This window comes from Corynebacterium sp. (assembly GCF_030532325.1).
Classification (GTDB): Bacteria; Actinomycetota; Actinomycetes; order Mycobacteriales; family Mycobacteriaceae; genus Corynebacterium.
The window spans coordinates 38,545-61,647 of sequence record NZ_JAUNLS010000017.1 but is presented as its reverse complement, the minus strand read 5'-3'; the positions used below and the strand labels follow the sequence as shown (position 1 = coordinate 61,647).

Genomic DNA, 23,103 nt, shown 5'->3' with positions numbered 1-23,103 from the left:
ACCGACATGAGCACAACCCCGGGTCACAGATACACCACGCTAACGGACGCAACCCGTATCGTCGACGGCTTTCGGGTGCATCATCCGTTGCTTGTGCTGGCGCGAGCTCCTCGCGCTGAGGGCATCGAGCTGTGCGAGACGCTGTACTCCTCGGCGAGGGGGCGCAAGCGTCTTGAAGAAGATCGTCGCGAGCTCAAGCAGATGCCAAAGGCGTCGCAAGCGGCGTTGTCACAAGCTGTGCTTTTTACTGATTCCGGTGCAGAAATCAAGGTGGCAAGAGCACTCAAAGCGCTGGGTATCGACGTGGAATGCAATGTCTTCATCGGCGCCTATTTGTGGGACATAGTGCTGCCGAAGCAGAAGATCGCCGTCGAGATCAACGGCATCGAATTTCACTCGGCGCTGCACGACTGGATTAGGGACCATTGGAAGAACAATGAGGCCGTGCTGCGCGGCTGGCGGACACTGCGCTATACCGGTCACTGTGTGGCGCACCACCTCAGTGAAGTGGTGGAGCAGATTTCCACGGCCAAGGAACCGGACTGGAGCAGCTACTTTTATCAGCAGGTGTCGCAGTGGCATCGGGCGTTGCTGCCGAGGGAGTACTGGGATTTCTACGGCTGAGTCGCCCAAAACGGTGAAAGAGGGCCTGAAGAGGCCCTCTTTGATTGCAACTTTTGCCGTTTAGGGCTGCTAGACCAGCTCCAGCCACCCGGAGCTAATGCCCCACACCGCGGCCACCGCACCCACCGCGACGATGACCACCACGCACCACTCGAAGGCGTTGAAAATGCGCTCCTTCATGTACACGCGGGTGGCCACGTAGGGCACCAGCCCCGGCAGCACGGCCAGCGCGCCGAGCAGCACGTAGGCGGGGTCGGCGGCGTAGATCAGCCACAGCGAATAGAGGAAGGCCACCGCGCCCAGGACGAGGTGCCTGCGGTTATCGCGCGCGGAGATCTCGGGGCCGGAGAGATCGAACTTATCGCCCACCTGCGGGCGGGAGATACCACGCCCGCGCACAGCGAGCAGCACTAGGTAGAGCGAGGAGAAGATGTAGGGCAGCAGGTACATGATGGTGGCCAGCTGCACCATGGCGTTGTAGGAGGTCTCGTTGAGGAAGAAGACGATGATGAAGACCTGGATCACTGAGGTGGAAATCAGCTGCGCCACCCATGGCGCGCCCGCGTAGTTGACCCTGCCCACGGTGCGCGGCAGCAGCCCGTCGATGGCCATCATGACAATCGGCTCGGCGCACAGCATCTGCCAGGACACGTACGCGCCCAGCACCGAAAGGCACAGGCCGAGCGCAATGAAGGCACCACCCCAGGGGCCCACGACGGCCTCGAGCACCGCGCCCATGGAGTTCGAGGGCAGGGCGGCCAGCTCAGCCTGGGAGAGCACGCCGAAAGAGAGCGTGGACACGGAGACCAACAGCGCCAGCACAGAGAAGAAGCCGATGACCGTGGCCCGGCCGACGTCGCGGCGGGTGCGGGCCTGCTTGGAGTACACCGAAGCGCCTTCCACGCCGATGAACACCCACACGGTAAAAAGCATGATGCCCTGGACCTGCTCGAAGACGCTGGCACCGGAATCGCGGCCCCAGAAGTCGAAGGTGAATTTGTCCCAGCTAAAGCCCAAGAAAGCCACGAGAACGATGAAGGCCAGAATCGGCACGATCTTGGCCACCGAAGTGACCATGTTCATGATGGCGGCCTGCTTGATGCCGCGGGCCAGCACGGCGAAGATGGCCCAGGACAGCACGGAGACGGCGATGGCGGAGGCCCAGCGGTTCTCCTCGCTAAACAGCGGGATGTAGTGGCCGATGGTGTTGAAGAAGAGGGTGGCGTAGCCCACCTGTGCGATGACCGAGCCCATCCAGTAGCCCCAGCCGGCGGTAAAACCGATGAAGTCACCGAGGCCGGCACGCACGTAGGCGTAGACGCCGGAGTCGAGGTGCGGCTGGCGGTGGGCCAAAACGTTGAAGACGAAAGCCACGGAGAGCATGCCGACGCCGGCGATGAGCCAGCCCAAGAGCATCGCTCCGGGACCAGAGACAGAGGCAATGTTTTGGGGCAGGGCAAAGATGCCTGAGCCGACGGTAGAACCGATGATCAGGGCGACGAGCGTCCACAGCGTCACGGAGTGAGAACGCTGTCCGTTCGCGGTAGAAGGCTGAGAGGTCATTGCATCAAAGTACCCCCTTTGCCCAGTAGAAACTAACTGAACGGAATTTTAAGTAGCGACGGCCGCCGACAGGGCAGTTATGCAGGGGTTCTATACTCTTTAGCCATGACTGTCCTGCTGCTTGATCCTCGCTGGCCCACGATGCTGCCCTGGGAGTGCTTAGGAGCGCTGCGTGGGCCCGTCACGTTTACCGGTGAGGTGCCGGTCAAGGTCCGCTGGAACTTCGGCGATTTGCTCGAGGGGGAGGACGCCGAGGGAGTGCTGGTCTCCACCGATGCGCGCGATCCCGAGGTGCTGGCTCGCGTCGAGGCCGGCGAGCGGGTCATCGAGGCGCCCTCGCGCCAGGATCCGGTGTGGCAGGCCCGCGAGGTGATGAGCACCGCGCGCAGTATCGGGGAGTGGGAGCGCGGGCAGACCCACGAGTCCCTCCTGCCGTACTTGGCGGAGGAGGCGGGCGAGTACGCCGAGGCGGTGCGCAGCGGCGCGGAGGATCGCGAGTTGGTGGCCGAGCTTGGCGACGTCCTCCTGCAAGTACTCTTCCACGCTGAGATCGCCTCGCGGCGCGGGGACTTCACGCTGGATGACGTGGCCGCGTCCTTCGTAGAAAAAATGCGCTCCCGCGCGCCCTACCTTTTCGATGGCACTCGGGACATTGTGGAGGTAGAGGAGCAGGAGCGCTTGTGGGCCGCGGGCAAGGCCCGGGAGGCTACTTCTTCAGGCCGAGGGTAGAAGACAGCAGCGGGGCGACGTCGGAAAGCTTCGAGGAGAGCTCGGAGCCGCCGCCGGTGAGCAGGGTGTCCTCCTTGACGATGCCGCAGCTCTTGGCGCGGTCAGCGGTCACGCCGGCGTACTTGATGGCCGCCAGGCTCATGGGGGAGAGGGAGGCGTTGGTGTTGCCCAGCGCCAGCAGGTTGGCGGCCAGCTGGTTGCGGGTGGTCGCCGGGGTGAGCAGCTCGCCCTCGGTGCCTTGGTCGATGAGGTTGAGGGTGGTGCGCAGCGTGGAGCAGTCGGCACCGGAGATGATCTGGGAGGCTGCCTGATCGAACTGGCCGAGCAGGGAGGCGTTGGCGGTGGCCGGGGCGGCTGCGCCGAGGGTGAGGATGGCTGCGGCGCTCGCGGCGATGCGGCGGAAGGACATGGTTCTCCTTGGGGACACTGAGGGACGAGGCACGGCTGTGACCTTGAGACAGAATTCGGCGCTGGTGCCTTGCGGGTACGACAGCCGAGAGGCATCAGCGCTGAATCTGCCGTTAAGAATAGCGCAGCCTGTGGCGCAAGGGAATACTGCGACATAACTTTTTGGAAAAGTTTTGCTTACCCAACTATGCAAGGCGCTAAAGTCCGGCGAGCGTCGAGGGCGTGGGGCAGTCCCATCGCGTGGCTGCGGCACAGTACAATCTGCCCCCATGACTCAGCGGCTGCGGAAAATCGGGGGCTGCGGCATGGCCGCAGTCCTTGCTGTGGTTCTCATCGTTTCCTTGGTGGGCTGGGTGCTGTCTTACCTGGACAAGCCGGCTCCGTTTAGCAACTTGCAGCCGGTGCCCAAGGACATCCCGCCGGTGGGTGGGGCAGAGGTGGCCAACATCGACGTCGACGCGCCGGGGCGCACCGCGGACAAGCTGACCTTCTGGGCCAGCGAGCTCTCCGAGCGGACCGGCATCTCCGGCCAGGCCCTGCGCGCCTACGGCAACGCCGAGCTCATCGCGCGCACCTCGTGGCCCAACTGCAACCTGCGCTGGAACACGCTGGCTGGCATCGGCTGGGTGGAGACCCGCCACGGCACCTACAACGGCAGCTTTGTGAAGCGCTCGCACCTCGATGAGAACGGCTACCCGGATCCGCCGATCATCGGCATCCCGTTGGACGGCACCAACGGCACCGAGCGCATCCTCGACACCGACGGCGGCGAGCTCGACGGCGACGCCGAATTCGATCGCGCCGTGGGCCCCATGCAGTTCATCACCAAGTCCTGGGAATTCCTGGGCCGCGACGCCAACGGCGACGGCGTGGCCGATCCCAACCAGATTGACGACGCCGCCCTGGGCGCCGCCGCGCTCCTGTGCTTTGGTGACCGGGATCTCTCCACGCCGGAGGGCTGGCGCGCCGCGGTGCTCAACTACAACCAATCGGAGGATTACCTGCGCAAGGTGGCCGCGGCGGCCAACTCCTATGCCATCCCGCAGCCGGCCACCTCCTAGGCTGGGCGGGATTCTCCCGGGGGTTCATCAGCGGCGATCAGATTGCCTAACACGTGTCTAGGTTTTCTGGAACAATTGTCTGCAGGTGGTTTGGGAGTGCTTCCCAAAACACACGTTCAACACCAATTTGGCTCAATAGGAGTGAAAGCAGCATGGCTGACATCATCCACGTAATGGCTCGCGAAATCCTTGACTCCCGCGGTAACCCGACCGTCGAGGCTGAGGTGTTCCTCGACGATGGCGCACGCGGCGTCGCGGGCGTTCCCTCTGGCGCATCCACCGGTGTGCACGAGGCGCACGAGCTGCGTGACGGCGGCGAGCGTTACCAGGGCAAGGGCGTTCTCAACGCCGTGAAGAGCATCAACGAGGAGATCGTCGACGAGATTGCTGGTTTCGAGGCCGATGACCAGCGTTTGATCGACCAGGCCCTCATCAAGCTCGACGGCACCGAGAACAAGTCCCGCCTGGGCGCCAACGCCATCCTGGGTGTCTCCATCGCCGCTGCCAAGGCCGCCGCTGAGTCCGCCGGCCTGCCGCTCTACCGCTACATCGGCGGCCCGAACGCCCACCTGCTGCCGGTTCCGATGATGAACATCCTCAACGGTGGCGCCCACGCTGACTCCGGCGTCGACGTCCAGGAGTTCATGATCGCCCCGATCGGCGCCGAGACCTTCTCCGAGGCCCTGCGCCAGGGCACCGAGGTCTACCACGCGCTCAAGGCCGTCATCAAGGACAAGGGCCTGTCCACCGGCCTGGGTGACGAGGGCGGCTTCGCCCCCTCCGTCGGCTCAACCAAGGAGGCCCTCGACCTCATTGTCGAGGCCATCAAGAATGCTGGCCTGAAGCCGGGCGAGGACATCGCGCTGGCTCTCGACGTCGCCTCCTCCGAGTTCTTCAAGGACGGCAAGTACCACTTCGAGGGCGCTGAGCACACCGCCGAGGAGATGGCCAAGGTCTACGGCGAGCTTGTCGCCGCATACCCGATCGTCTCCATCGAGGATCCGCTGCAGGAGGATGACTGGGAGGGCTACACCAAGCTCACCGCTGAGCTTGGTGACAAGGTCCAGATCGTCGGCGACGACTTCTTCGTCACCAACCCGAAGCGCCTGGCTGAGGGCATCGAGAAGAAGGCCGCCAACGCCCTGCTGGTCAAGGTCAACCAGATCGGCACCCTGACTGAGACCTTCGACGCTGTCGAGCTGGCTCACCGCAACGGTTACCGCACCATGATGTCCCACCGCTCCGGCGAGACCGAGGACACCACCATCGCCGACCTCGCCGTGGCCCTCAACTGCGGCCAGATCAAGACCGGTGCCCCGGCTCGTTCCGAGCGCGTGGCCAAGTACAACCAGCTGCTGCGCATCGAGCAGGAGCTGGCTGAGGGTGCGGTCTACGCTGGCCGTTCCGCATTCCCGCGCTTTCAGGGCTAATCTTTAATGCCGGTGGGTTCTCCTTGAGTTCCACCATCCCCGTTTCGGCGTCCCGCTGCTACCCCGCGTTCCGTGAGGTGGCGGCGGGATTGCTGTTTTCTTCCCGTCTTTCTAGGCGCGCCGCGCAGATCACCCCTTTCACACGCGCCACACGGTTAGGATGGAAACCCTATGGCACGCGATTCCCGATCCTCGATGCAGCGCCGGTCGACTGTACCGGTGGCTTCGCGATCCCGCGCCGCCGGCACCGCCCACAACACCAAGGGCAAAAACTTCACGGGCAAGAAAGGCGCAGGCCGGCTCATGCAGCGCGCCGGCAAGATGGACATCGTGGGCGTGGGCGTCATCATCGCGGTCATTCTCATCGTCTTGTTGGCCATCGCCCAGCCGCTGCGCAACTACTACCACGTGCGCTCCGAGACCGCCCGCCTGGAAAGCTCCATTGCCGCCAAGCAGGCGCAGAAGGAAGAGCTGCTGGAGGAGATCGATAAGTACAACAACGACGATTACCTCAAGCAGCAAGCTCGCCGCCGCTTCGGCGTGATGGAGGAGGGGGAGACTGCCTTCCGCATCATCGATCCGCGCATGAAGCACGAGAACACCGTGACCACCGATAAGCTCGAGGAGCACGACGAACGCCCGTGGTACGAGGTGCTCTGGGATTCGGTGGCGACGGCGCCGGAGGAGGACGCCGTCGAGCACGAGCGTCCCCACAACCTGCCTACGCAGGAGATGGACGCCCCGCCGGAAGGGGAGGGCGCGGGCCACATGATTCCCGGCGAGCCAGCTCCGGGGGATAATCCGCCGGCCGGATAGCGGGCATGAGACAATGGGGAGCATGACTGTGACTGAAGCAGACCTCGCCATTGTCCACGAACAGCTGGGGCGTGCCCCGCGCGGCGTCGTGGACATTGCCTACCGCACGCCCGACGGTCAACCAGCCGTCATCAAGACCGCCCCGCGCCTGCCTGACGGCACGCCGTTTCCCACCTTGTACTACCTCACGGACCCGCGCTTGACCGCGGAGGCCTCCCGCCTGGAGGTGGCCCACGTGATGAAGTGGATGGAGGCCCGTTTGGGCGAGGACGAGGAGCTGGCCGCCGATTACCGCCGCGCACACGAGTACTTCCTGGCCAAGCGCAACGAGATGGAGGACCTGGGCACAGAGTTCTCCGGCGGCGGCATGCCGGATCGCGTGAAGTGCCTACACGTGCTCATCGCCTACGCGCTGGCTGAGGGGCCGCAGCACTTCCGTCTGGGCACGGAGGCCGTGGCGATGGCAGCCGAGCACGGCAGGCTGCGCGGCAGCGCGATCCCGCAGGAGTGGCCCACGGTGGAGGAGTTGGGCATCGACATGAGCCAGTTCGATTTCTCTAACGCCGGCTAAGACCCAAAGCCAACTAAGATCACGCCGGGATACGGCGCTGATGTGGAAGGACACCTATGACTCGCGTTGCTGCCATTGACTGCGGCACCAATTCTATCCGCCTGCTCATCAGTGAGGTGCAGGATGATGGCAAGGTACGGGACATCACGCGCACGATGGAGATCGTGCGCCTGGGCCAGGGCGTGGACGCCACCGGCGAGTTTGCCCCTGAGGCCCTAGAGCGCACCCGCGCCGCGCTGGTGGAGTACGTCAAGCAGATGAAGTTCGAAAACGTGGAGCGGGTGCGCATGGTGGCCACCTCCGCCACGCGCGATGCGAAGAACCAGCGCGAGTTCTTCGACATGACCGCCGAGCTACTCGGGGAGGTGCAGCCGGGCGCGAGCGCGGAGGTCATCTCCGGTGAGGAGGAGGCGCTGCTCTCCTTCAAGGGTGCCGTGGGGGACCTGCACTATGAGCCGGGGCCCTTCTGCGTCATCGACCTGGGTGGCGGCTCCACGGAGTTCGTGGTGGGCACCTACGAGGGCGAGATCCTCGGCTCGCACTCCACGCAGGTGGGCTGCGTGCGCTTGACGGAGCGCATCATGCGCTCGGACCCGCCCACGGAGGCCGAGGTGGAGATCGCCACCGAGTACGTGGCGGAGCGCATGGCTGAGGTGGAAAAGATTGTGCCCATCGACAAGGCCGCGACCTTCGTGGGTTGTGCCGGCACCTTCACCACGCTCTCGGCGCTGGCGCAGGGCCTAGAGCGCTACGACGCCGACGCCATCCACGGCTCGGAGCTGCGTTTCGATGCCCTGCGGGTGCTCACCCGCCAGCTCATGGCGCAGCCTGCCGACGTCCGCGCGCTTAACCCCGTCATCCACCCGGGCCGCGCCGACGTCATCGGCGGTGGGAGCGTGGCCGTAGAAGGCATCATGACCATGATTGAGCGCAACTGCGACGCCCGCACATTCTTCATCAGTGAGAAGGACATCCTCGACGGCATCATCGCGGGGCTGGTGGAGGAGCTTTAAACAGCTTTGTGCAGCCCACGCCGTTGCAGGCCACCCTGTGACAGCCCCGTGCGCGCCGTGCCTTAAGATAGGTGGGCGTGCCAGTGCAGCCCCTATAGCCCAATCGGCAGAGGCAGTCGACTTAAAATCGATTCAGTGTGGGTTCGAGTCCCACTGGGGGCACTGATGGCGGCGCCAGTGACGTCGCCAAGCGGCGGCATATAAAGGTTGTCGTCCTAAATCGAAGGTCTCCGTTTTCAACGCGTTTCCATTACGTTGTTCTTATCTCAGAATTCGGGAACCAATCTTGCGTCGCATGCGTTAACCCTAGTGACAGGATGAACGCGGCGGCCAGTGACTCTTTATCACCGCCTGGCAGGCCGCTCCAACAATCGTTATGCGAAAGGAATCGGGATACACGTGCGCTCTAGCAACCCGGCCATGAACAGTTTGACCAAGGGCTACAGCTCGCAGCGGGGGATGGGGCAGGCGCCCAACCCTTATGCGATGAACGACAATCCATTCCAGTCTCCCGCGGCCCAGACCTCGGCTCGCCCCATGACCGTAGATGATGTTGTGACCAAGACCGGCATTACCCTCGGCGTGATCATCGCCGTCGCGGTGGTCAACTTCCTCATCGCCATGAGCGGCAACGTGGGCCTGGCCATGGTGCTGGCGCTGGTTGGCGCCGTCGGCGCTTTTGTGACCACCCTGGTCTTCGCCTTTGGTAAGAAGTTCGGCTCCGCTGCCGTGACCTTGATCTACGCCGCATTTGAGGGGCTCCTGGTAGGCGGTTTCTCCTTCATCTTCGCCGACGTCAGCTTTGGCAATACCAATGGCATGGCACTGATTGGCCAGGCCATCATGGGTACGGTGGGCGTGTTTGTGGGCATGCTGATCGTCTATAAGATGGGGGCTGTCAAGGTCACCCCGAAGTTCAACAAGATCATGTTCGGCCTCATCGCCGGTGTGGCCATCATGTCCTTGGGTAACTTCCTGACCGCCATCTTCTTTGGTTTCAACCCGCTGCGTGACGGCGGCATGATTGCCATCATCTTCTCCCTGGTGTGCATCGTCCTGGCGGCTCTGTCCTTCATGACGGACTTTGACACCGCCGATCAGCTCATCCGCGCCGGTGCTCCGGCCAACTATGCCTGGGGCGTGGCCCTGGGCCTGGCGGTCACCCTGGTCTGGCTCTACACCGAGATCCTGCGCCTGCTGAGCTACTTCCAGGAGCGCTAAACGGCGCCAAAGGCCCACCGGGTCACATGCTCTTCGTGGCGGTTGCGGACATCCCGCGGCCGCCACGTTCTCGTTTTGCTCCCCCGAAGGCCCCACATGCGCCCTGCTTTGCTTGTCGGCGCCCCCCTCATGGAGCCCATTTCTAACCAACAACGGTGTAATTCGGGGGACACCCGTTAGTGTCAAGTTGCTCTTGAGGTTTGTTCTTATACGCGATTGTCTGTACATGAAACTCACATAAAATGACCAGCGGCTTTTAGGCCTACGGTGTGATTTGGGGCATGTACCATTCGAAATATGACAGGTTAGCCAAACCTGTGGAATTCTCTCTACGCGAGACAACGTGCGAAGGTTCATGCATTATGGCACCGGAAGCTAGCCGCGGGGGCTCAACCCACACGGTGGTTTCTACCTCGTCAAGGGAATCGGTGCGAAGGGAAGTTATGAAGCACTACGGTGTCGCAGCGGCCGCGTTGGTCAGCATGGGGGTGCTGGCTGGGTGCGTGGCTCCGCTGGGCACGGGGGACGTGGCTTCTGACTCCCGCACTGGGGGAGCGCCGGATTCTCTTCATGAGGGCGAGGGAGAGGTCCCAGCCGTCTCGGGGGCGGCTGGGGCCTCCGCCATTGAGGCAGAGGGCGCCACGCTTGGCGACGCCCACTCATCCAGCGTCCTTCCTCCGCTCGGACCGTTCGATCCGACCGAGCCGGGGTTCAGCTTGTTTGATCCCTGCACTGAAATTCCTCAGGAGGTATTTCAAGAATTGGGATTTGATAAGCAAGTCAATGCGCCAATGCGAGATACCGGCGTAGCTCATTGTGGATACAAGGATCTTGAAGGCGCAGAATACGTCGGATTCGGGGCTACCGATTATCCGATTGAGAACTATCGTCTTGCATTTGGTGAAGCAACGAAGATCGGAAACGAGTCACTACCTGCGTTTAGCTTCGAAGAAGGTGAGTACGACAGTCTCTTTTGCACGTTGTACATGGAAACAGCCCGAGGAACTATAATTGTGAGTTCCACAGGCACCGATTTGAGCTTGCCAAAAACAGAAAAATGCGAGCATGCCTATGGGGTGCTTTCTCGCTTAGCAAATTACTAACTGACAACCGGGGGAAATAATGGAAGTACAGCTTGACTCGCTGATCGGACAAATCGAACAAATGCATCGGCTTGAGACGCGGTTGCAATTTGCCCAACAAATTGCGAGATCACCTTTAGATGGCTCTTTCTCTGCAATTGCAGGCGTACGCGATGTTGGGTCCATTCACAACAGGGTTCTCACTGTGGATCCGGGATCGGCTCAAAACTCGCTGGGCCGATTTGGAGAACAGCTCGCATGGCTGGCACGGACGCTGCAGACGGAAATGGCGAGCTTCGAGAGCCAGGACGCGGCCAACGGCAGGGCGCTGGAGGTAGCGGATGCTGGTGGCAGTGTGCTGGGGGAGTCCATGCCGGTAGTCATGCAGCCGGACCCGGGCTACAGCCCGTTCGGGTTTGCTATGCCGGTGGTCAGCGTCGGGGCGTCGCTCTCGCAGTTGGTGGGCGACCTCTTCAACACCAAGTACTGGGATGTCTCAGAGGCCAATGTGCGCTGGGGTGATTTGAGCAGCCAGGTGGAATCGATTGTCTCGGGTCTGAACTCGGCGGCGTCGTCGTTGGAAGCAGAAAATCAGAGCGAGGCCACCACGCGGGCGGCACAAAAGATTCGGGAGGTCGCCAGCGCAGGCACACACTTTGTGTCTAATGCTGCGGTGATGAAGGGCAAGCTCTTTGGCTTCCAGTCCCAGCTGATGGGCATGGGACCCATGGCGGCGGGCCTGCTCTTTGAGACTATTGCTATCCCGGAGGTTGCAGCCCGGGAGGCGGCGGAGAAGGCGTCGCTGGTGTACCTGCAGGGGTTGCTTCAGCAGCAGGTCATCGCGGCCATGCCCTTCCAGCACCCGCTCATGACGGCACCGCCAGCCAGCGGTGGAGGTGACGTGAGCACGCAGTTCGGTAACGTCGCCGGCGGGGGAGAGCGCTACAACACCGAAGGGGTGGCCTGGCCCAAGCAGATCGCGGAGGCCATCGCCAACGGCACACTGGGACCGGGGTCCTTCGGCGTGGCCAACGGCCAGATGGAGGGCCTGCAGGGGCTGGGCATGGATGACAAAGCCATCCAGCAATTCCACGCGGACATGCACAACGCAGGACGCGATATCCTCAACGAGCTCGGCTTTGGCAACTCGCTAGCGCCGATTGATGCCAGCGCAGTGGGTACCAGGGATGCCAACGCAGGTCTAGGCGCAGGCCAGCTGGGCTTTGGGCCCCAAACAGGAATGGCCGGCGCTGGCCTACCAGGTGCAGGCAGTGGCGTAGGCGCTGGCACAGGCAGCGCGGTGATCAATCCGCAGACCACCGCGGCGGGCGTGGGCGCTGGTGGCCTAGGCGGCTTTGGCGCAGCCCCAGGCATGATGGGTTTCGGTGGTGCGCGAGGAAAGGGCGCAGCCGGGCTGTCCACCGGTGGTTCAGGATTGGGAGCTCTGGGCACTGGTGGTCTGGGCGCTGGTGGTCTGGGCAGCGGCGGCTTGGGTGCTGGCGGTGGGGCGCTGGCTGGAGAAGGTTACGCAGCAGGTGCCGCGGGGCGCCCGGGTGCGCTCGGCGCGGGGCAGGGTGCTGGGGTGGCGTCGGCAAGCGCGGCGCAACGAGGCGCGGCTCAACGCGGCGGGGCCGGGATGCGCGGAATGATGCCGCTCATGGCCGGCGCGGGGCGTGGCGGTGACGGGCACAAGCGCATCAAGTCGGTGACCTCAGCGGTGGAAAGGGACCCGAACCGCCGAGACCTGCTGGGCGAGGCCCCAGCCGTGGTACCGGGCGTTATCGGTGCGTGGGCGCGAGAGGAACGTGCCGACTAGCTGGAGTTTAAGGAAATACGAAGGCCCGGTGCTTTGCAATGAGGGAGCGAAGCACCGGGCCTGAGCCGCGCGTGGGAGGCGTTACTCGTTACTGCTGAACGGCGGTTACGGCAGTAGCGGCGGCGGTCTCAGCGGTCTCGGCGCCCTCAACAGCCGCGGTGGCGGTGGCAGCAGCGGTGCCCATGGTGTCCTCGCCCATCATCTCAGAGTCCTCAGCCATCTCAGACTCGGAGGCACCTGCACCCGGAGCGGTGCCGGTGTAGGTCGCACCGGTGTTGACCTTCTCGGTGGAATCCTGCTGGCTCGGCGGGTGGCAGGCAGCCAGGGTCAAACCAGCGGAAAAGACGAGGCCAGCGGCGGCGAAACGGGTGAACTTCTTCATTGCGATGCTCTTTCCTTGAGAAGACGGTGCGAAACGCGAAAGGTGCGCGAAAGGTGATTGTGGAGTAAGGGTGATGGTGGAATGGTTGTGAATCTACACTGTGGAGCAGTGCCTATCCGCGTTTAGGACTTGCGCGGAGTAGCTGCCTTAGCAGAATCATACGGTGCGGCGGAGACCACCGTGACCGAAATGGTCTTGCCATTCGGGGCGGTGTACTCACGGGTCTCACCCTCGTGCGCGCCCAGCAGGGCAGCACCCAGCGGGGACTGCTCGGAGTAGGTCTCCAGATCCTTGTTATCGGAGGCAGCAGCGCGGGTACCGATGAGGAAGGTCTCCTTATCATCCTCGTCACCGTTGTAGTACACGTGCACCACCGAACCGATGTGAGCCACGCCCTCCTGAACGGCGGTGCGCTCAGTGGTGGAGTTAGCCAGAACCTCAGAAATCTGCTTGATGCGGGCCTCTTCCTGGTCCTGCATCTCACGCGCGGCGTCGTAGCCGGCGTTCTCCTTGAGGTCTCCCTCCTCGCGGCGCTCGTTGATCTCCGCGGCGACGACCGGGCGGTGGTCAATCAGGGCCTGCAGCTCGGCCTCGAGCTTGGCCTTGGTTTCCGGGGTGATGTACTGCTTTTGCTGCTCAGCCATTGTGCAACCTTCCGTATCAAGCGGTGAACGTCCGTGCGCCACACCCGGCAGGCGGGCCACGATGAAGTATGAAAGAGATAAGGCGGCGCGCCCTGGCAGTGCCTAGCCCCCACGGGTAGCAGGCTAAAAGTGCAGGTAGCACGGCTTATCCTAAGCGCTACACATACTAGCACATAGCAGGGAGAAACTATGCGTGGATAGGGGATAGTCCGTTCGGGTGCTATTTCTCGGCAGCTGCTCCCCGGTGGTTACTCGACGATGTCGGATGAGTTGATGTCCAGATAGGAAGGGATGTTGCCTGAGCAGCCGTAGACGCCGCCGGCGACGGCGCGGTGGTTGGTGGGGACGTCGACAGCCACGCGCTGGGCCTCCTCGCCGCCGGCCGGAATGGCGATCTCGCGGCGGCCCACCTCAGACTTGGAGTAGTCGAAGGCCTGCACGATGCAGTAGGCGGGCTCCTCCACGCGGTTGCGGGTGATATCCACCCACACGCGCGTGGTGTCATCGGAGAGGATCTCCTGGGTGACCAAGGAGATGTCGGCGTTGACCTTCTGCTGCTGCTTGACGTAGCGCACGCCAAAGACGAGCGCGGCGGCGACCATGGCCAAAAGGATGAGCACGATTGCTCGGGTGGTCCACGACGGCCCGCCGGAGCCCTGCGAGGCAGATTCGCCGGGTGTGGTGGATCCGTAGCGTGCGCCAGAACGCGGGGAAGGAGCAGAAGTCATGGTGCATAGTCTATCCAACGCTCTGTGGAATCAAACTATCCACTAGACTGGCGCAGTATTCACGTATTCAGAAGAATCTACTTTTTGTGAGGGGACGGACGCACAGTGAGCGGAAAGCGCCTTCTAGCAATCCATGCGCACCCGGATGACGAGTCTTCCAAGGGCGCGGCAACCACCGCGAAATACGCTGCCGAGGGCGGCGAGGTTCTCGTCGTGACGTGCACGGGTGGCGAGCGCGGGGACATCATCAACCCGGCCATGGATAAGCCCGGGGTCTTGGAAAACATGGCCTGCATTCGCCGTGAGGAAATGGCGCAGGCGGCCGCCGCCTTGGGCGTGCAGCACCGCTGGCTGGGCCACGTGGACTCCGGCCTGCCGGGCGACCCCCTAGCACCGAACATCAAGGAGCTGCTGCCGGAGGGCTGCTTCGCGCTGATCGATGATGACGAGGTGGCCCAAGAGCTGGTCCAGATCATCCGCGAGTTCCGCCCGCAGGTCATCATTACCTATGACGAAAACGGCGGCTACCCGCACCCGGATCACCTCATGGTGCACAGGGCGTCGATGATCGCCTGGGACAAGGCCGGGGATCCCAGCTACCACCCGGAGCTGGGTGAGGCGTGGGAGCCGCTGAAGCTCTACTACAGCCACGGCTTTGTGTACCAGCGCATGAAGCTCTTCCACGACCTGCTACTGGAGGAGGGCAAGCCCAGCCCCTACGCCCCGATGATGGCGCGCTGGGACACCAACTTCGGTGACATCATGGAGCGCGTGACCACCCAGGTGGAGTGCGCGGAGTACTTCAGCAACCGCGAGGAAGCACTGCGTGCCCACGCCACGCAGATCGATCCGGCCGGCGCCTTCTTGGCCACGCCTGTCGAGGTTCAACAGCGCCTGTGGCCCACCGAGGAATTCGAGCTGGCCAAGAGCCGCGTGGACAGCGAACTTCCGGAGACTGACCTATTTGCGGGAATCGCCGAAGTAGGGGAATCTTAAAATATGATCGCACTGGATTCTGTATACGGCTCCGCGTACCTCGCGGCGAATGACGTCATGGTTCTCGCCCAAGCGGCCAAGGACGGCCCGGTGGGCCCCGAGTTTGGTAAGGCCTCACCCATTGGCCTGCTGATCCTGGTGCTCATGGGTGTGGGCGTGCTGGTGGCCGGCTGGAACTTCCACCGCCGCTACTCCCGCTTCCGTCGCCGCTCGCTCTTCGCGCAGGAACACGGCATCGACCCCTTTGACGAGGAAGCTGTGGATGCCGCCATGAAGGAGGCCGGCATCTTTGATAACCGCAAGAAGTCTGTCTTCTAGACTCTCCTTCTGACAGCGAATTGTCGAGCACAACATCAGACCCTAGGAAAGTGGCCGTGAGAATCCTCAACAAAGTGTTGTACCCGCTGTATGAGGCGCGCCTGACGCGCTCCATCAAAGGGAAACCGCAGCCGCGCCACGTTGCGATCATGGCGGATGGCAACCGCCGTTGGGCGCGTGAAGCCGGATTCACCGATATCAGCCACGGCCACCGCCAGGGCGCCAAGAAGATCCGGGAGATGATCTCCTGGTGCGGTGACACCGACATCGAGGTGGTCACCATCTACCTGCTGTCCACGGAGAACCTCAAGCGCAGCGCGCACGAGGTGGAGCTGCTCTTTGACATCATCTCCGAGGTGGTCACCCACCTTTCGGAGGGCGATCTCAACTGCCGCATCCGCCTGGTGGGCCACCTGGATCTGCTGCCGGAGTCCGTGACCGCCAAGATGCAAAGCGCAGCGAAGGCCACGGAGAATAACACCGGCATCATCGTCAACATTGCGGTGGGCTACGGCGGGCGCCAGGAGATTGTCGACGCCGTCCAAAACCTCATCCGCGACGAGGCTGCCCAGGGCTACTCGGCTGAGGACATCGCCGAACGCGTCACCGCCGAGGCCATCACCAGCCACCTCTACACCAAGGGGCTGCCGGACCCGGATCTGGTCATCCGCACCTCCGGCGAGCAGCGCCTCTCGGGCTTTTTGCTGTGGCAGGCCGCCTACTCCGAGATCTGGTTTACCGATACCTACTGGCCGGCCTTCCGCCGGGTGGATTTCCTCCGCGCGCTGCGTGATTACTCACAGCGCTCGCGCCGCTTTGGCAAGTAGCCCCGCGGGTAGCATGAGGGGCATGACTACCGTTATTTACTCCTCGTTTTACGGTTCCACCCACGACTACGCCGCTGAGCTGGCCCAGCGCCTTGACGCCGAGCTCCTCGAGCTTTCCGCGGCCGAAGAGCCAGCCGCCCTCGAGCGCCTTGCCCAGGAGAGTGCCCCACTCGTTGTCCTCACCCCGGTGCACGGCCCGTCTGTGCCGGGCGCGGCCTTTGTGTCCAAGCACGATTTCTCCGCCCGGCCGGTGGCCATTGCGGCGGTGGGCATGACGCTTCTCGACGTCGCCCGGGACAAAGACCAGCTGGCCGGCCCGCTCTCGGACAAGCCGGAGGTTGCCCGTTTCTACCTGCCGGGCCGCATGAACTACAGCGAGCTGAGCTCCGCGCACTCCGCCGCCATGAAGGCGGTGGTCACCGCGCTGAAGCTCAAGCCCAAGAAGTCCGCCAACGAGCGCTCCATGATCGAACTCTACGGCAAGGACGTGGACCGCGTGGACTTCGCGGAGTTGGAACCCATCGTTGAGTGGGTGGACGCTGCCAAGCAGCGCTAAAGCTTGCGCATGCGCACCTGGTTGACCAGGTGGTGCGAGCCCTTGCGCAGCACCAAGGAGGCGCGCACGCGGGTGGGCAGAATGTTTTCGATGAGGTTGGGCAGGTTGATGGACTGCCAAATCTCACGCGCCTGCTGGGCGGCCTCGGTATCGGCCATGTCCGCGTAGGAGGCAAAGTGCGCCCCCGGCTCACGGAAGGCGGTGTGGCGCAGCTCGAGGAAGCGCTCGATGTACCAGCGCTCGATGTCCTCGACGCGGGCATCGACGTAGACGGAGAAGTCGAAGAGATCCGAGACCATGAGGGTAGGCCCGGTCTGCAACACGTTGAGGCCCTCGAGAATGAGGATGTCAGGCTGGCGCACCACCTGGTACTCGTCGGGGACGATGTCATAGGAGACGTGCGAGTACAACGGCGCTTTGACCTCGGCCTTGCCGGATTTGACGTCGGTGACAAAGCGCAAAAGCGCGCGGCGGTCATAGCTTTCGGGGAAGCCCTTGCGCTGCATCAACCCGCGCTCTTTGAGGATCTTAGTGGGGTAGAGGAAGCCATCGGTGGTAACCAGATCCACCTTGGGGTGGCTTTCCCAGCGCTCCAGAAGCACCTGCAGCAGGCGCGCGGTGGTGGACTTGCCCACGGCGACGGAGCCGGCGACGCCGATGACGAAGGGGACGTGCGTGGGCGGGTTGCCCAAGAAGGCCTCGGTGGCGGCGGTGAGCTCCTGGCGGGCCTTGACCTGCATGTGGATGAGACGCGAAAGAGGCAGGTAAACCTCGGCGACCTCCGTGAGGTCGATGCGATCCCCCAGGCCCCGCAGCTTTTCCACTTCGGCCTCGGTGAGCACCTGCGGCATGGACTTGCGCAGCTCGTGCCAGGCGTCGCGGTCGAAGTCGAGGTAGGGGCTGGTATCAGTCATTCGCGCCATGCCGACCATTGTTTCATTAGCGGCGTGGCGCGGTGCAATCGGCCGCGGGGAATTTCGACAGGGTGGCCCCCGCGCGGGGGCAGGGCAGTTAGTATGTATGTCAGGTTAAGTGACCTTGTGCGCGCCGCCGCCAGAGAGTGATTCCTGTGCGAGTGATTCCAGTGGGGTGTGCATGCCAGCAACCGAGAAGGGATTTAACGCTTCCATGACTGTCAATAACTCCGCAGACGTGCGCTACCAGGAGATGCGCGAACTCGACCCAGACGTCTTCAACGCCATTAACGGTGAGATTGCCCGCCAGCGCAACACCCTGGAGATGATCGCCTCCGAGAACTTCGTGCCGCGCGCTGTGCTGCAGGCTCAGGGCTCCGTGCTGACCAACAAGTACGCTGAGGGCTACCCGGGCCGCCGCTACTACGGTGGTTGCGAGAACGTCGACATCATCGAGGATCTGGCCCGCGACCGCGCCAAGGAGCTCTTCGGAGCGGAGTTCGCCAACGTTCAGCCGCACTCCGGTGCGCAGGCCAACGCCGCTGTGCTGGCAGCGCTGGCTGAGCCGGGTGACAAGATCCTGGGCCTGTCCCTGGCCCACGGCGGTCACCTTACCCACGGCATGAAGCTGAACTTCTCGGGCAAGCTCTACGAGGTTGCTGCCTACGAGGTTGACCCGGAGACCATGGAAATCGACATGGACAAGCTGCGCGAGCAGGCCATCGCGGAGAAGCCGAAGGTCATTATTGCCGGCTGGTCCGCCTACCCGCGCACCCTGGACTTTGCTAAGTTCCGTGAGATCGCCGATGAGGTCGGCGCCTACCTGTGGGTCGACATGGCTCACTTCGCTGGCCTGGTGGCCGCCGGCCTGCACCCCTCCCCGGTGCCCTACGCTGACATCGTCTCCACCACCGTGCACAAGACCCTCGGTGGCCCGCGCTCCGGCCTCATCATGGGCAAGCAGGAGTTTGCTAAGAAGATCAACTCTGCAGTCTTCCCGGGCCAGCAGGGCGGCCCGCTCATGCACGTCATCGCTGCGAAGGCCATCGCCTTGAAGATCGCCGGCACCGAGGAGTTCAAGGACCGCCAGCAGCGCACCCTGGAGGGCGCTCGTATCCTGGCTGAGCGCCTCACCGCTGAGGATTGCCGCAACGCTGGCGTGGACGTCCTCACCGGCGGCACCGACGTCCACCTGGTCCTGGCTGACCTGCGCAACTCTGAGCTCGACGGCCAGCAGGCCGAGGACCTGCTGCACGAGGTGGGCATCACCGTCAACCGCAATGCTGTGCCGAATGACCCGCGCCCGCCGATGGTCACCTCCGGCCTGCGCATCGGCACCCCGGCCCTGGCCACCCGCGGCCTGGATGCCGCCGCCTTCACTGAGGTCGCTGACATCATCGGCACCGCCCTGGCACAGGGCAAGAATGCCGATGTGGCCGCCCTGCGCGCCCGCGTGGAGAAGGTCGCTGCGGACTTCCCGCTGTACGATGGCCTCGAAGAGTGGAAGCTGGTCTAAAGTTACGTGGCCTTTCAGCGCCTGCTTATCGTAGATAACCACGATTCCTTCACCTACAACCTCGTGGACTACGCCCAGCGGGTGACTGGCGTGGAGCCCACGGTGGTGTCGAATGACACGCCGTGGGCTCTTGTTGACCTCAGCGAGGTCGACGCCGTCATCATCTCGCCTGGGCCCGGCTCGCCGGCGGTTGAGGCTGATCTGGGAATCAGTGCCGACGTCCTACGGGAGTTCGACGGGCCCATCCTCGGGGTCTGCCTGGGGCTGCAAGCCATGGTGCATCTCGACGGCGGCACGGTAGGGCCCGCCCCGCGCCCTGCCCACGGCGAGCCCTGCCTCGTGGAACACGATGCCACCGGGCTCTTCGAAGGTGTGGCCCAGCCGCTGCGCGCGGTGCGCTATCACTCGCTGGTGGCCACGAGCCTCCCTTCGGGCTACCGAGTGACCGCACGGTGCGAGGGCCTCATCATGGCCGTGGAGCACACCTACTTGCCGCGCTGGGCGGTGCAATTCCACCCGGAGTCCGTGCTCACCGCGGACGGTGAGAAGCTCATCGCCAACTTCCTGGACCTAGCCGCGCAGTACTACGCCCGCCAGTATTTCTGCTTGCGCACCCTGCCCGGGGCCGCGGAGCCACCGGCGCTTTTGGCGCAGATGGGGCCGAACCAGGTGTGGCTGGACCACGGGCGTTTCAGCATCGTGGGTGAGGCCTCGCGCCTGCTGCGCTATGACATGGCCAACGCTCCGGTGGATTTCTTCGACGCCGCCAACGCCGAGTTTGCCGCCCACCGTGCCCCGGCCAGAGTGGGCCAGCCCATCCCAGGCTGTGACTTTACACTGGGCTGGGTGGGCTACCTGGGCTACGAGCTGGGTCAGCAGTGCGGGGCGGGGCCGATGCCGCAGGCCCCAGGCCCGGATGCGCAGTGGGCGTTTCTGGACCGCGCTGTCATTATCGACGCCGAGGAGGGCGTGAGCTATCTGCTCTCCCTGGCCGGCGACGATGCGTGGGGCATCCCGGAGGCGGCCGCTCAGGCGAACACCGGCAGCACGCCAGCGGCCAGCACCGCAGCGAAGACGAGCACCGCAGCGACGACCGCCACAGCTTGGCACACCGAGTACCGCCCGGTGCACGATGAGGATAGCTACCTGGGCCTAATCGAGCGCGCCCAGGAGTACATGCGCCGCGGCGAGTCCTACGAGGTCTGCCTTACCAACCGCCTGGAGCTGGACCCTGTGCCGGATCCGCTGGGCACCTACTGCGCGCTGCGCGCGGCAAACCCCAGCGGGCGCACCGGCTATCTGGCACTGGGCGGGGTAGCGCTCTTGTCCACGTCGCCCGAGCTCTTCCTCTTCGTGGACCGTTGGAACGTGGTCCATTCCAAACCCATCAAGGGCACGCGCCCGCGCGATGAGGACCCGGCCGCGGATGCGGCCCTGCGCCAGGAACTCGTCGAGGGGGAGAAGGAGCGTTCTGAGCTGCTCATGGTGGTGGACATGGTGCGCCACGATCTCACCCGCGCGTGCACGGGCGTGGCCGTTCCCGGCGGCTTCCAGGTGGCCAGCTACGCCACCGTGCACCAGCTCTTTGCTGAGGTCACCGGGCGCTTGCGGGAGGGGGCCACGCCTATCGACGCCGTGCGCGCCGCCTTTCCCGGCGGGTCGATGACGGGCGCGCCGAAGGAGCGCACCATGCGGATCATCAGTGAGCTGGAGGGCACGTGGCGAGGCGTGTACTCGGGCGCCTACGGCTTCCTTTCCCTGACCGGGACGATGGATCTCTCCATGACCATCCGCAGTGTGGTTACCACCGATACGAGCGCCTACTACGGTGTGGGCGGCGCCATCCTGGCGGTGAGCGACCCGCAGGGCGAGTGGGAGGAAACCCAGGTCAAGGCGCGGCCGTTGACCAGGCTGCTGGCCGGTACACGGGAGTGCGATGAACGCTGATACGGAAAAGGTGGATTCCTTCCTGGTGCGCGATGGTCGCGCGATACGCCCAGACCTGCACCGCGCGCGTTGGGGCAGCGGCTACCCAGAGCTGGGGCCGGTGCCCGAAACAGGGCAGTGGTTTCCGCGGGTAAGCGCCAGCGGCGTGGAGTGGCGCCCGGCGCCGCCGCTGCGCACGGCCACGGTGCTGTGGATTGGTAGTAAGGAGGATCCGCGGCGCCACCCACAAGTGAAAGGCCCGGATCTCCCGGCACTCGGTGCGCTGCGCGCGCAGGCCCAGGCCCATGGCGCCGATGACGCACTCCTGCACGCCGGTGGTTTCGTCCGGGAGGCCGCCAATGCGGCGCTGGTGTTCTTCAACGGCACGCAGCCGCTCATGGCCCCGGCAGAGCAGATCCTCGAATCCACCACGGTGCGTGCCAGCGTCGAGGCCGGCTTCCTTCCGCGGCCGTTGCACCGCGAGATCAGCATGGTGGAGGCTCTGGATTTACCGGCGTTCGTGGCCAGCGCGCTGCACGGCTGGACGCCGGTGACCGCGTGGATTCTCACCGGCCCGGACGGGCGCCTTCACCACAAAGCCGCCGCCCCCACCCACACGTGCGGTGCGGGGGAGGCGGCGGCTGGTGCCTTTGACGCGGCGGCGACTAACGCCGCGCTGTGGCGTCAGGCTGAAAAGCTTGGCGGCTAATCGAGTGGCTAGCCGGCGGCGTGTGCGCCTAGTTGCCTAGTCGGCGTCGTTCGCGCGGCTGCTTTCCTCCCGCGACTTCGCCAGCGCGGTGCGGGCCTCGCGCAGCCACTCGGGCTGGTTCTCCAGTAGTTCCTTGATCTCTGTAGTGGTCAGGGGGCGGTCCATCTCGTTCTTCTTAAGAGCCGTGACGGAAATACCCAGTTTCTGCGCCACCACCGGGCGCGGGTGCGGGCCCTCGCGGCGCAAGGCGGCCAGCCACTCTGGCGGATTCTCCTGCAGCTCGCGGAGCTCGGCGTGGGTCACTGCGTTCTGTTGGAATTCCTCCGGGGTAGCGGGCAGGTAGATGCCCAGCTTCTTGGCAGCGGTCTGCGGGCGCATCGCGGTGCCGGAGGGTTGAGTTGTCATATCAGTCACGCTCACCACGGTAGCAGCCCAGTAGGATTGCGTGCATGCTGCGTCTAGTCTTTGCCACAGGCACCGAGCCCGGGAAATGGTTCCGTCGATACCGCGATGTGCACGGGGAGTCCGCCCTGCACACGGTGGATGCGGATGACGCCCTGGCCGCCCTCCTGGAAGGGCAGGTGGATCTCGCTTTGGCCCGCGTGCCGCTCGGGGTGGGCGATCACCGTATCGATGACAGTTACCACGTGGTGCGCCTCTACGAGGAGGAGCCTGGCATCGCCGTGCCCAAGGAGTCCGTTTACGCGGAGGTGGGCGAGCCGGTGGAACTGGAGGATGTGGCCGAGGAGCACCTCAACTACCGCATCGGGGATGACGGGCTTGTCGACGTCCCCGCGGTCCGCCAAGGCCTGCAGGTGGTGGCGGCCAACGTGGGAATTGTCATCGCCCCGCGCCCGCTGCTCAAGGTCCTGTCCAAGAAACTGGTGGTGCCGCTGGGGCTGGTGGATCCTACGGTGGCGCGCACGGAGATCGCGCTGGTGTGGCCCAAAGCTGGCGATAGTGAGGAGATCCAGGACTTCGTTGGCGTGGCCAAGGGGCGCACCAAGAATTCCTCGCGCTCGAGCGCAGGGAAGATCAGCGCTCGGGAGAAGACCAAGGCTAAGCAGGAGCGGCGGGCAAAGGCGGCTGTTAAGGGGTCAGAAAGGTCACAGGCCCGGAAGGGGTCAGAAAGGTCACAGCAAAGTAACAGGAACGCCTCACATAGGCCGAAAAATAAAACGTTATCAAAGCGAAATAAAGGCTTTAAGCGGGGGAAACGTCGCTAAAACCGCAATTTTGTTGGCGAATCACCT

General features: G+C 63.9%; 25 protein-coding genes and 1 tRNA gene. 19 read left to right on the top strand and 7 right to left on the bottom strand.

Annotation, left to right across the window (positions count from 1 at the left end):
* Positions 1-624, top strand: a 624-nt coding sequence (locus tag Q4E25_RS09405; RefSeq protein WP_303156530.1) for an endonuclease domain-containing protein, incomplete at its 5' end; no start/stop codon positions are given.
* Between the two features lie 69 nt (positions 625-693).
* Here Q4E25_RS09405 and Q4E25_RS09400 read toward each other — a convergent pair.
* On the bottom strand, positions 694-2,187 hold the full coding sequence (locus tag Q4E25_RS09400; protein WP_303156529.1) for an amino acid permease: 1,494 nt from the start codon (positions 2,185-2,187) through the stop codon (positions 694-696).
* A 105-nt stretch (positions 2,188-2,292) separates the two neighbouring features.
* Here Q4E25_RS09400 and Q4E25_RS09395 point away from each other — a divergent pair, with 105 nt between their 5' ends.
* The gene (locus Q4E25_RS09395) at positions 2,293-2,916 is read left to right on the top strand and encodes a MazG nucleotide pyrophosphohydrolase domain-containing protein (protein WP_303156528.1); all 624 of its coding nucleotides are present in this window, start codon (positions 2,293-2,295) and stop codon (positions 2,914-2,916) included.
* Here Q4E25_RS09395 and Q4E25_RS09390 read toward each other — a convergent pair.
* Positions 2,894-3,325 (bottom strand): hypothetical protein, encoded by a 432-nt coding sequence (locus Q4E25_RS09390; protein ID WP_303156527.1) that lies wholly within the window; start codon positions 3,323-3,325, stop codon positions 2,894-2,896. The genes Q4E25_RS09395 and Q4E25_RS09390 overlap by 23 nt on opposite strands.
* Positions 3,326-3,593: 268 nt before the next feature.
* Between Q4E25_RS09390 and Q4E25_RS09385 the strand changes: the two genes are divergently transcribed.
* The 9 genes from Q4E25_RS09385 (at position 3,594) to Q4E25_RS09345 (ending at position 12,334) form a co-directional block, all read left to right on the top strand.
* The gene (locus Q4E25_RS09385) at positions 3,594-4,385 is read left to right on the top strand and encodes a hypothetical protein (RefSeq protein WP_303156526.1); all 792 of its coding nucleotides are present in this window, start codon (positions 3,594-3,596) and stop codon (positions 4,383-4,385) included.
* A gap of 152 nt (positions 4,386-4,537) precedes the next feature.
* Positions 4,538-5,815 (top strand): phosphopyruvate hydratase, encoded by a 1,278-nt coding sequence (gene eno, locus Q4E25_RS09380; protein WP_303156525.1) that lies wholly within the window; start codon positions 4,538-4,540, stop codon positions 5,813-5,815.
* A gap of 219 nt (positions 5,816-6,034) precedes the next feature.
* Positions 6,035-6,631 carry a septum formation initiator family protein gene (locus Q4E25_RS09375; protein ID WP_303156524.1) on the top strand — a complete coding sequence of 199 codons (597 nt, stop codon included), beginning with the start codon at positions 6,035-6,037 and terminating at the stop codon, positions 6,629-6,631.
* Between the two features lie 22 nt (positions 6,632-6,653).
* Positions 6,654-7,202: a DUF501 domain-containing protein gene (locus tag Q4E25_RS09370; RefSeq protein WP_303156522.1), complete on the top strand. Its 549-nt coding sequence runs from the start codon at positions 6,654-6,656 to the stop codon at positions 7,200-7,202.
* A 56-nt stretch (positions 7,203-7,258) separates the two neighbouring features.
* The gene (locus Q4E25_RS09365; RefSeq protein WP_303156521.1) at positions 7,259-8,215 is read left to right on the top strand and encodes a Ppx/GppA phosphatase family protein; all 957 of its coding nucleotides are present in this window, start codon (positions 7,259-7,261) and stop codon (positions 8,213-8,215) included.
* Between the two features lie 88 nt (positions 8,216-8,303).
* Positions 8,304-8,377, top strand: a tRNA-Leu gene (locus Q4E25_RS09360).
* Between the two features lie 237 nt (positions 8,378-8,614).
* Positions 8,615-9,436, top strand: a complete 822-nt coding sequence (locus Q4E25_RS09355; protein WP_303156520.1) for a Bax inhibitor-1/YccA family protein — start codon at positions 8,615-8,617, stop codon at positions 9,434-9,436.
* 443 nt (positions 9,437-9,879) lie between these two features.
* Positions 9,880-10,539: a DUF3558 family protein gene (locus Q4E25_RS09350; protein WP_303156519.1), complete on the top strand. Its 660-nt coding sequence runs from the start codon at positions 9,880-9,882 to the stop codon at positions 10,537-10,539.
* Positions 10,540-10,804: 265 nt separating this feature from the next.
* On the top strand, positions 10,805-12,334 hold the full coding sequence (locus Q4E25_RS09345; RefSeq protein WP_303156518.1) for a hypothetical protein: 1,530 nt from the start codon (positions 10,805-10,807) through the stop codon (positions 12,332-12,334).
* Between the two features lie 88 nt (positions 12,335-12,422).
* On the opposite strand, the gene Q4E25_RS09340 is transcribed toward Q4E25_RS09345, so the two are convergent.
* From Q4E25_RS09340 to Q4E25_RS09330, 3 genes are all read right to left on the bottom strand, one after another.
* A complete protein-coding gene (locus Q4E25_RS09340; protein ID WP_303156516.1) occupies positions 12,423-12,716 on the bottom strand; it encodes a hypothetical protein in 294 nt (97 codons plus the stop codon).
* 122 nt (positions 12,717-12,838) lie between these two features.
* The gene (gene greA, locus Q4E25_RS09335; RefSeq protein ID WP_303156515.1) at positions 12,839-13,360 is read right to left on the bottom strand and encodes a transcription elongation factor GreA; all 522 of its coding nucleotides are present in this window, start codon (positions 13,358-13,360) and stop codon (positions 12,839-12,841) included.
* Between the two features lie 248 nt (positions 13,361-13,608).
* Complete coding sequence (locus Q4E25_RS09330; RefSeq protein WP_303156514.1) at positions 13,609-14,088, bottom strand: DUF4307 domain-containing protein; 480 nt, start codon at positions 14,086-14,088, stop codon at positions 13,609-13,611.
* A gap of 105 nt (positions 14,089-14,193) precedes the next feature.
* Between Q4E25_RS09330 and mca the strand changes: the two genes are divergently transcribed.
* The 4 genes from mca to Q4E25_RS09310 are packed head-to-tail and all read left to right on the top strand — an operon-like array spanning position 14,194 to position 16,785.
* Positions 14,194-15,084: a mycothiol conjugate amidase Mca gene (mca, locus tag Q4E25_RS09325; protein WP_303156513.1), complete on the top strand. Its 891-nt coding sequence runs from the start codon at positions 14,194-14,196 to the stop codon at positions 15,082-15,084.
* 3 nt (positions 15,085-15,087) lie between these two features.
* Complete coding sequence (locus tag Q4E25_RS09320) at positions 15,088-15,402, top strand: hypothetical protein (RefSeq protein ID WP_303156512.1); 315 nt, start codon at positions 15,088-15,090, stop codon at positions 15,400-15,402.
* Positions 15,403-15,458: 56 nt separating this feature from the next.
* Complete coding sequence (locus Q4E25_RS09315) at positions 15,459-16,229, top strand: isoprenyl transferase (protein ID WP_303156510.1); 771 nt, start codon at positions 15,459-15,461, stop codon at positions 16,227-16,229.
* 22 nt (positions 16,230-16,251) lie between these two features.
* Positions 16,252-16,785, top strand: a complete 534-nt coding sequence (locus Q4E25_RS09310; RefSeq protein WP_303156509.1) for a flavodoxin domain-containing protein — start codon at positions 16,252-16,254, stop codon at positions 16,783-16,785.
* Here Q4E25_RS09310 and coaA read toward each other — a convergent pair.
* Positions 16,782-17,708, bottom strand: a complete 927-nt coding sequence (gene coaA, locus Q4E25_RS09305; RefSeq protein WP_303156508.1) for a type I pantothenate kinase — start codon at positions 17,706-17,708, stop codon at positions 16,782-16,784. The two genes, Q4E25_RS09310 and coaA, sit on opposite strands and share 4 nt — an antisense overlap.
* A 205-nt stretch (positions 17,709-17,913) precedes the next feature.
* Between coaA and glyA the strand changes: the two genes are divergently transcribed.
* From glyA to Q4E25_RS09290, 3 genes are read left to right on the top strand one after another with little or no spacing between them, the layout of a single operon-like run.
* Positions 17,914-19,215, top strand: coding sequence for a serine hydroxymethyltransferase (gene glyA, locus Q4E25_RS09300; protein ID WP_303156507.1), 1,302 nt, complete (start codon positions 17,914-17,916; stop codon positions 19,213-19,215).
* 6 nt (positions 19,216-19,221) lie between these two features.
* On the top strand, positions 19,222-21,162 hold the full coding sequence (locus tag Q4E25_RS09295) for a chorismate-binding protein (protein ID WP_303156506.1): 1,941 nt from the start codon (positions 19,222-19,224) through the stop codon (positions 21,160-21,162).
* On the top strand, positions 21,152-21,850 hold the full coding sequence (locus tag Q4E25_RS09290; RefSeq protein WP_303156505.1) for an aminotransferase class IV: 699 nt from the start codon (positions 21,152-21,154) through the stop codon (positions 21,848-21,850). The genes Q4E25_RS09295 and Q4E25_RS09290 overlap by 11 nt, the downstream gene beginning before the upstream one ends.
* A 36-nt stretch (positions 21,851-21,886) precedes the next feature.
* On the opposite strand, the gene Q4E25_RS09285 is transcribed toward Q4E25_RS09290, so the two are convergent.
* Positions 21,887-22,255, bottom strand: a complete 369-nt coding sequence (locus Q4E25_RS09285; protein ID WP_303156533.1) for a DUF5997 family protein — start codon at positions 22,253-22,255, stop codon at positions 21,887-21,889.
* A gap of 44 nt (positions 22,256-22,299) precedes the next feature.
* Here Q4E25_RS09285 and Q4E25_RS09280 point away from each other — a divergent pair, with 44 nt between their 5' ends.
* Positions 22,300-23,076: a LysR family transcriptional regulator substrate-binding protein gene (locus Q4E25_RS09280; protein ID WP_303156504.1), complete on the top strand. Its 777-nt coding sequence runs from the start codon at positions 22,300-22,302 to the stop codon at positions 23,074-23,076.
* The last annotated feature ends 27 nt before the right edge of the window (positions 23,077-23,103 follow it).

Excerpts from the sequence above, each read along its gene's own strand:
- Q4E25_RS09400 (WP_303156529.1), bottom strand. The coding sequence starts at position 2,187 with ATGACCTCTCAGCCTTCTACCGCGAACGGACAGCGTTCTCACTCCGTG.
- Q4E25_RS09395 (WP_303156528.1), top strand. The coding sequence starts at position 2,293 with ATGACTGTCCTGCTGCTTGATCCTCGCTGGCCCACGATGCTGCCCTGG.
- Q4E25_RS09390 (WP_303156527.1), bottom strand. The coding sequence starts at position 3,325 with ATGTCCTTCCGCCGCATCGCCGCGAGCGCCGCAGCCATCCTCACCCTC.
- Q4E25_RS09385 (WP_303156526.1), top strand. The coding sequence starts at position 3,594 with ATGACTCAGCGGCTGCGGAAAATCGGGGGCTGCGGCATGGCCGCAGTC.
- eno (WP_303156525.1), top strand. The coding sequence starts at position 4,538 with ATGGCTGACATCATCCACGTAATGGCTCGCGAAATCCTTGACTCCCGC.
- Q4E25_RS09370 (WP_303156522.1), top strand. The coding sequence starts at position 6,654 with ATGACTGTGACTGAAGCAGACCTCGCCATTGTCCACGAACAGCTGGGG.
- Q4E25_RS09365 (WP_303156521.1), top strand. The coding sequence starts at position 7,259 with ATGACTCGCGTTGCTGCCATTGACTGCGGCACCAATTCTATCCGCCTG.
- Q4E25_RS09350 (WP_303156519.1), top strand. The coding sequence starts at position 9,880 with ATGAAGCACTACGGTGTCGCAGCGGCCGCGTTGGTCAGCATGGGGGTG.
- Q4E25_RS09345 (WP_303156518.1), top strand. The coding sequence starts at position 10,805 with ATGGCGAGCTTCGAGAGCCAGGACGCGGCCAACGGCAGGGCGCTGGAG.
- Q4E25_RS09340 (WP_303156516.1), bottom strand. The coding sequence starts at position 12,716 with ATGAAGAAGTTCACCCGTTTCGCCGCCGCTGGCCTCGTCTTTTCCGCT.
- greA (WP_303156515.1), bottom strand. The coding sequence starts at position 13,360 with ATGGCTGAGCAGCAAAAGCAGTACATCACCCCGGAAACCAAGGCCAAG.
- Q4E25_RS09330 (WP_303156514.1), bottom strand. The coding sequence starts at position 14,088 with ATGACTTCTGCTCCTTCCCCGCGTTCTGGCGCACGCTACGGATCCACC.
- Q4E25_RS09320 (WP_303156512.1), top strand. The coding sequence starts at position 15,088 with ATGATCGCACTGGATTCTGTATACGGCTCCGCGTACCTCGCGGCGAAT.
- Q4E25_RS09310 (WP_303156509.1), top strand. The coding sequence starts at position 16,252 with ATGACTACCGTTATTTACTCCTCGTTTTACGGTTCCACCCACGACTAC.
- coaA (WP_303156508.1), bottom strand. The coding sequence starts at position 17,708 with ATGGCGCGAATGACTGATACCAGCCCCTACCTCGACTTCGACCGCGAC.
- glyA (WP_303156507.1), top strand. The coding sequence starts at position 17,914 with ATGACTGTCAATAACTCCGCAGACGTGCGCTACCAGGAGATGCGCGAA.
- Q4E25_RS09290 (WP_303156505.1), top strand. The coding sequence starts at position 21,152 with ATGAACGCTGATACGGAAAAGGTGGATTCCTTCCTGGTGCGCGATGGT.
- Q4E25_RS09285 (WP_303156533.1), bottom strand. The coding sequence starts at position 22,255 with ATGACAACTCAACCCTCCGGCACCGCGATGCGCCCGCAGACCGCTGCC.
- Q4E25_RS09280 (WP_303156504.1), top strand. The coding sequence starts at position 22,300 with ATGCTGCGTCTAGTCTTTGCCACAGGCACCGAGCCCGGGAAATGGTTC.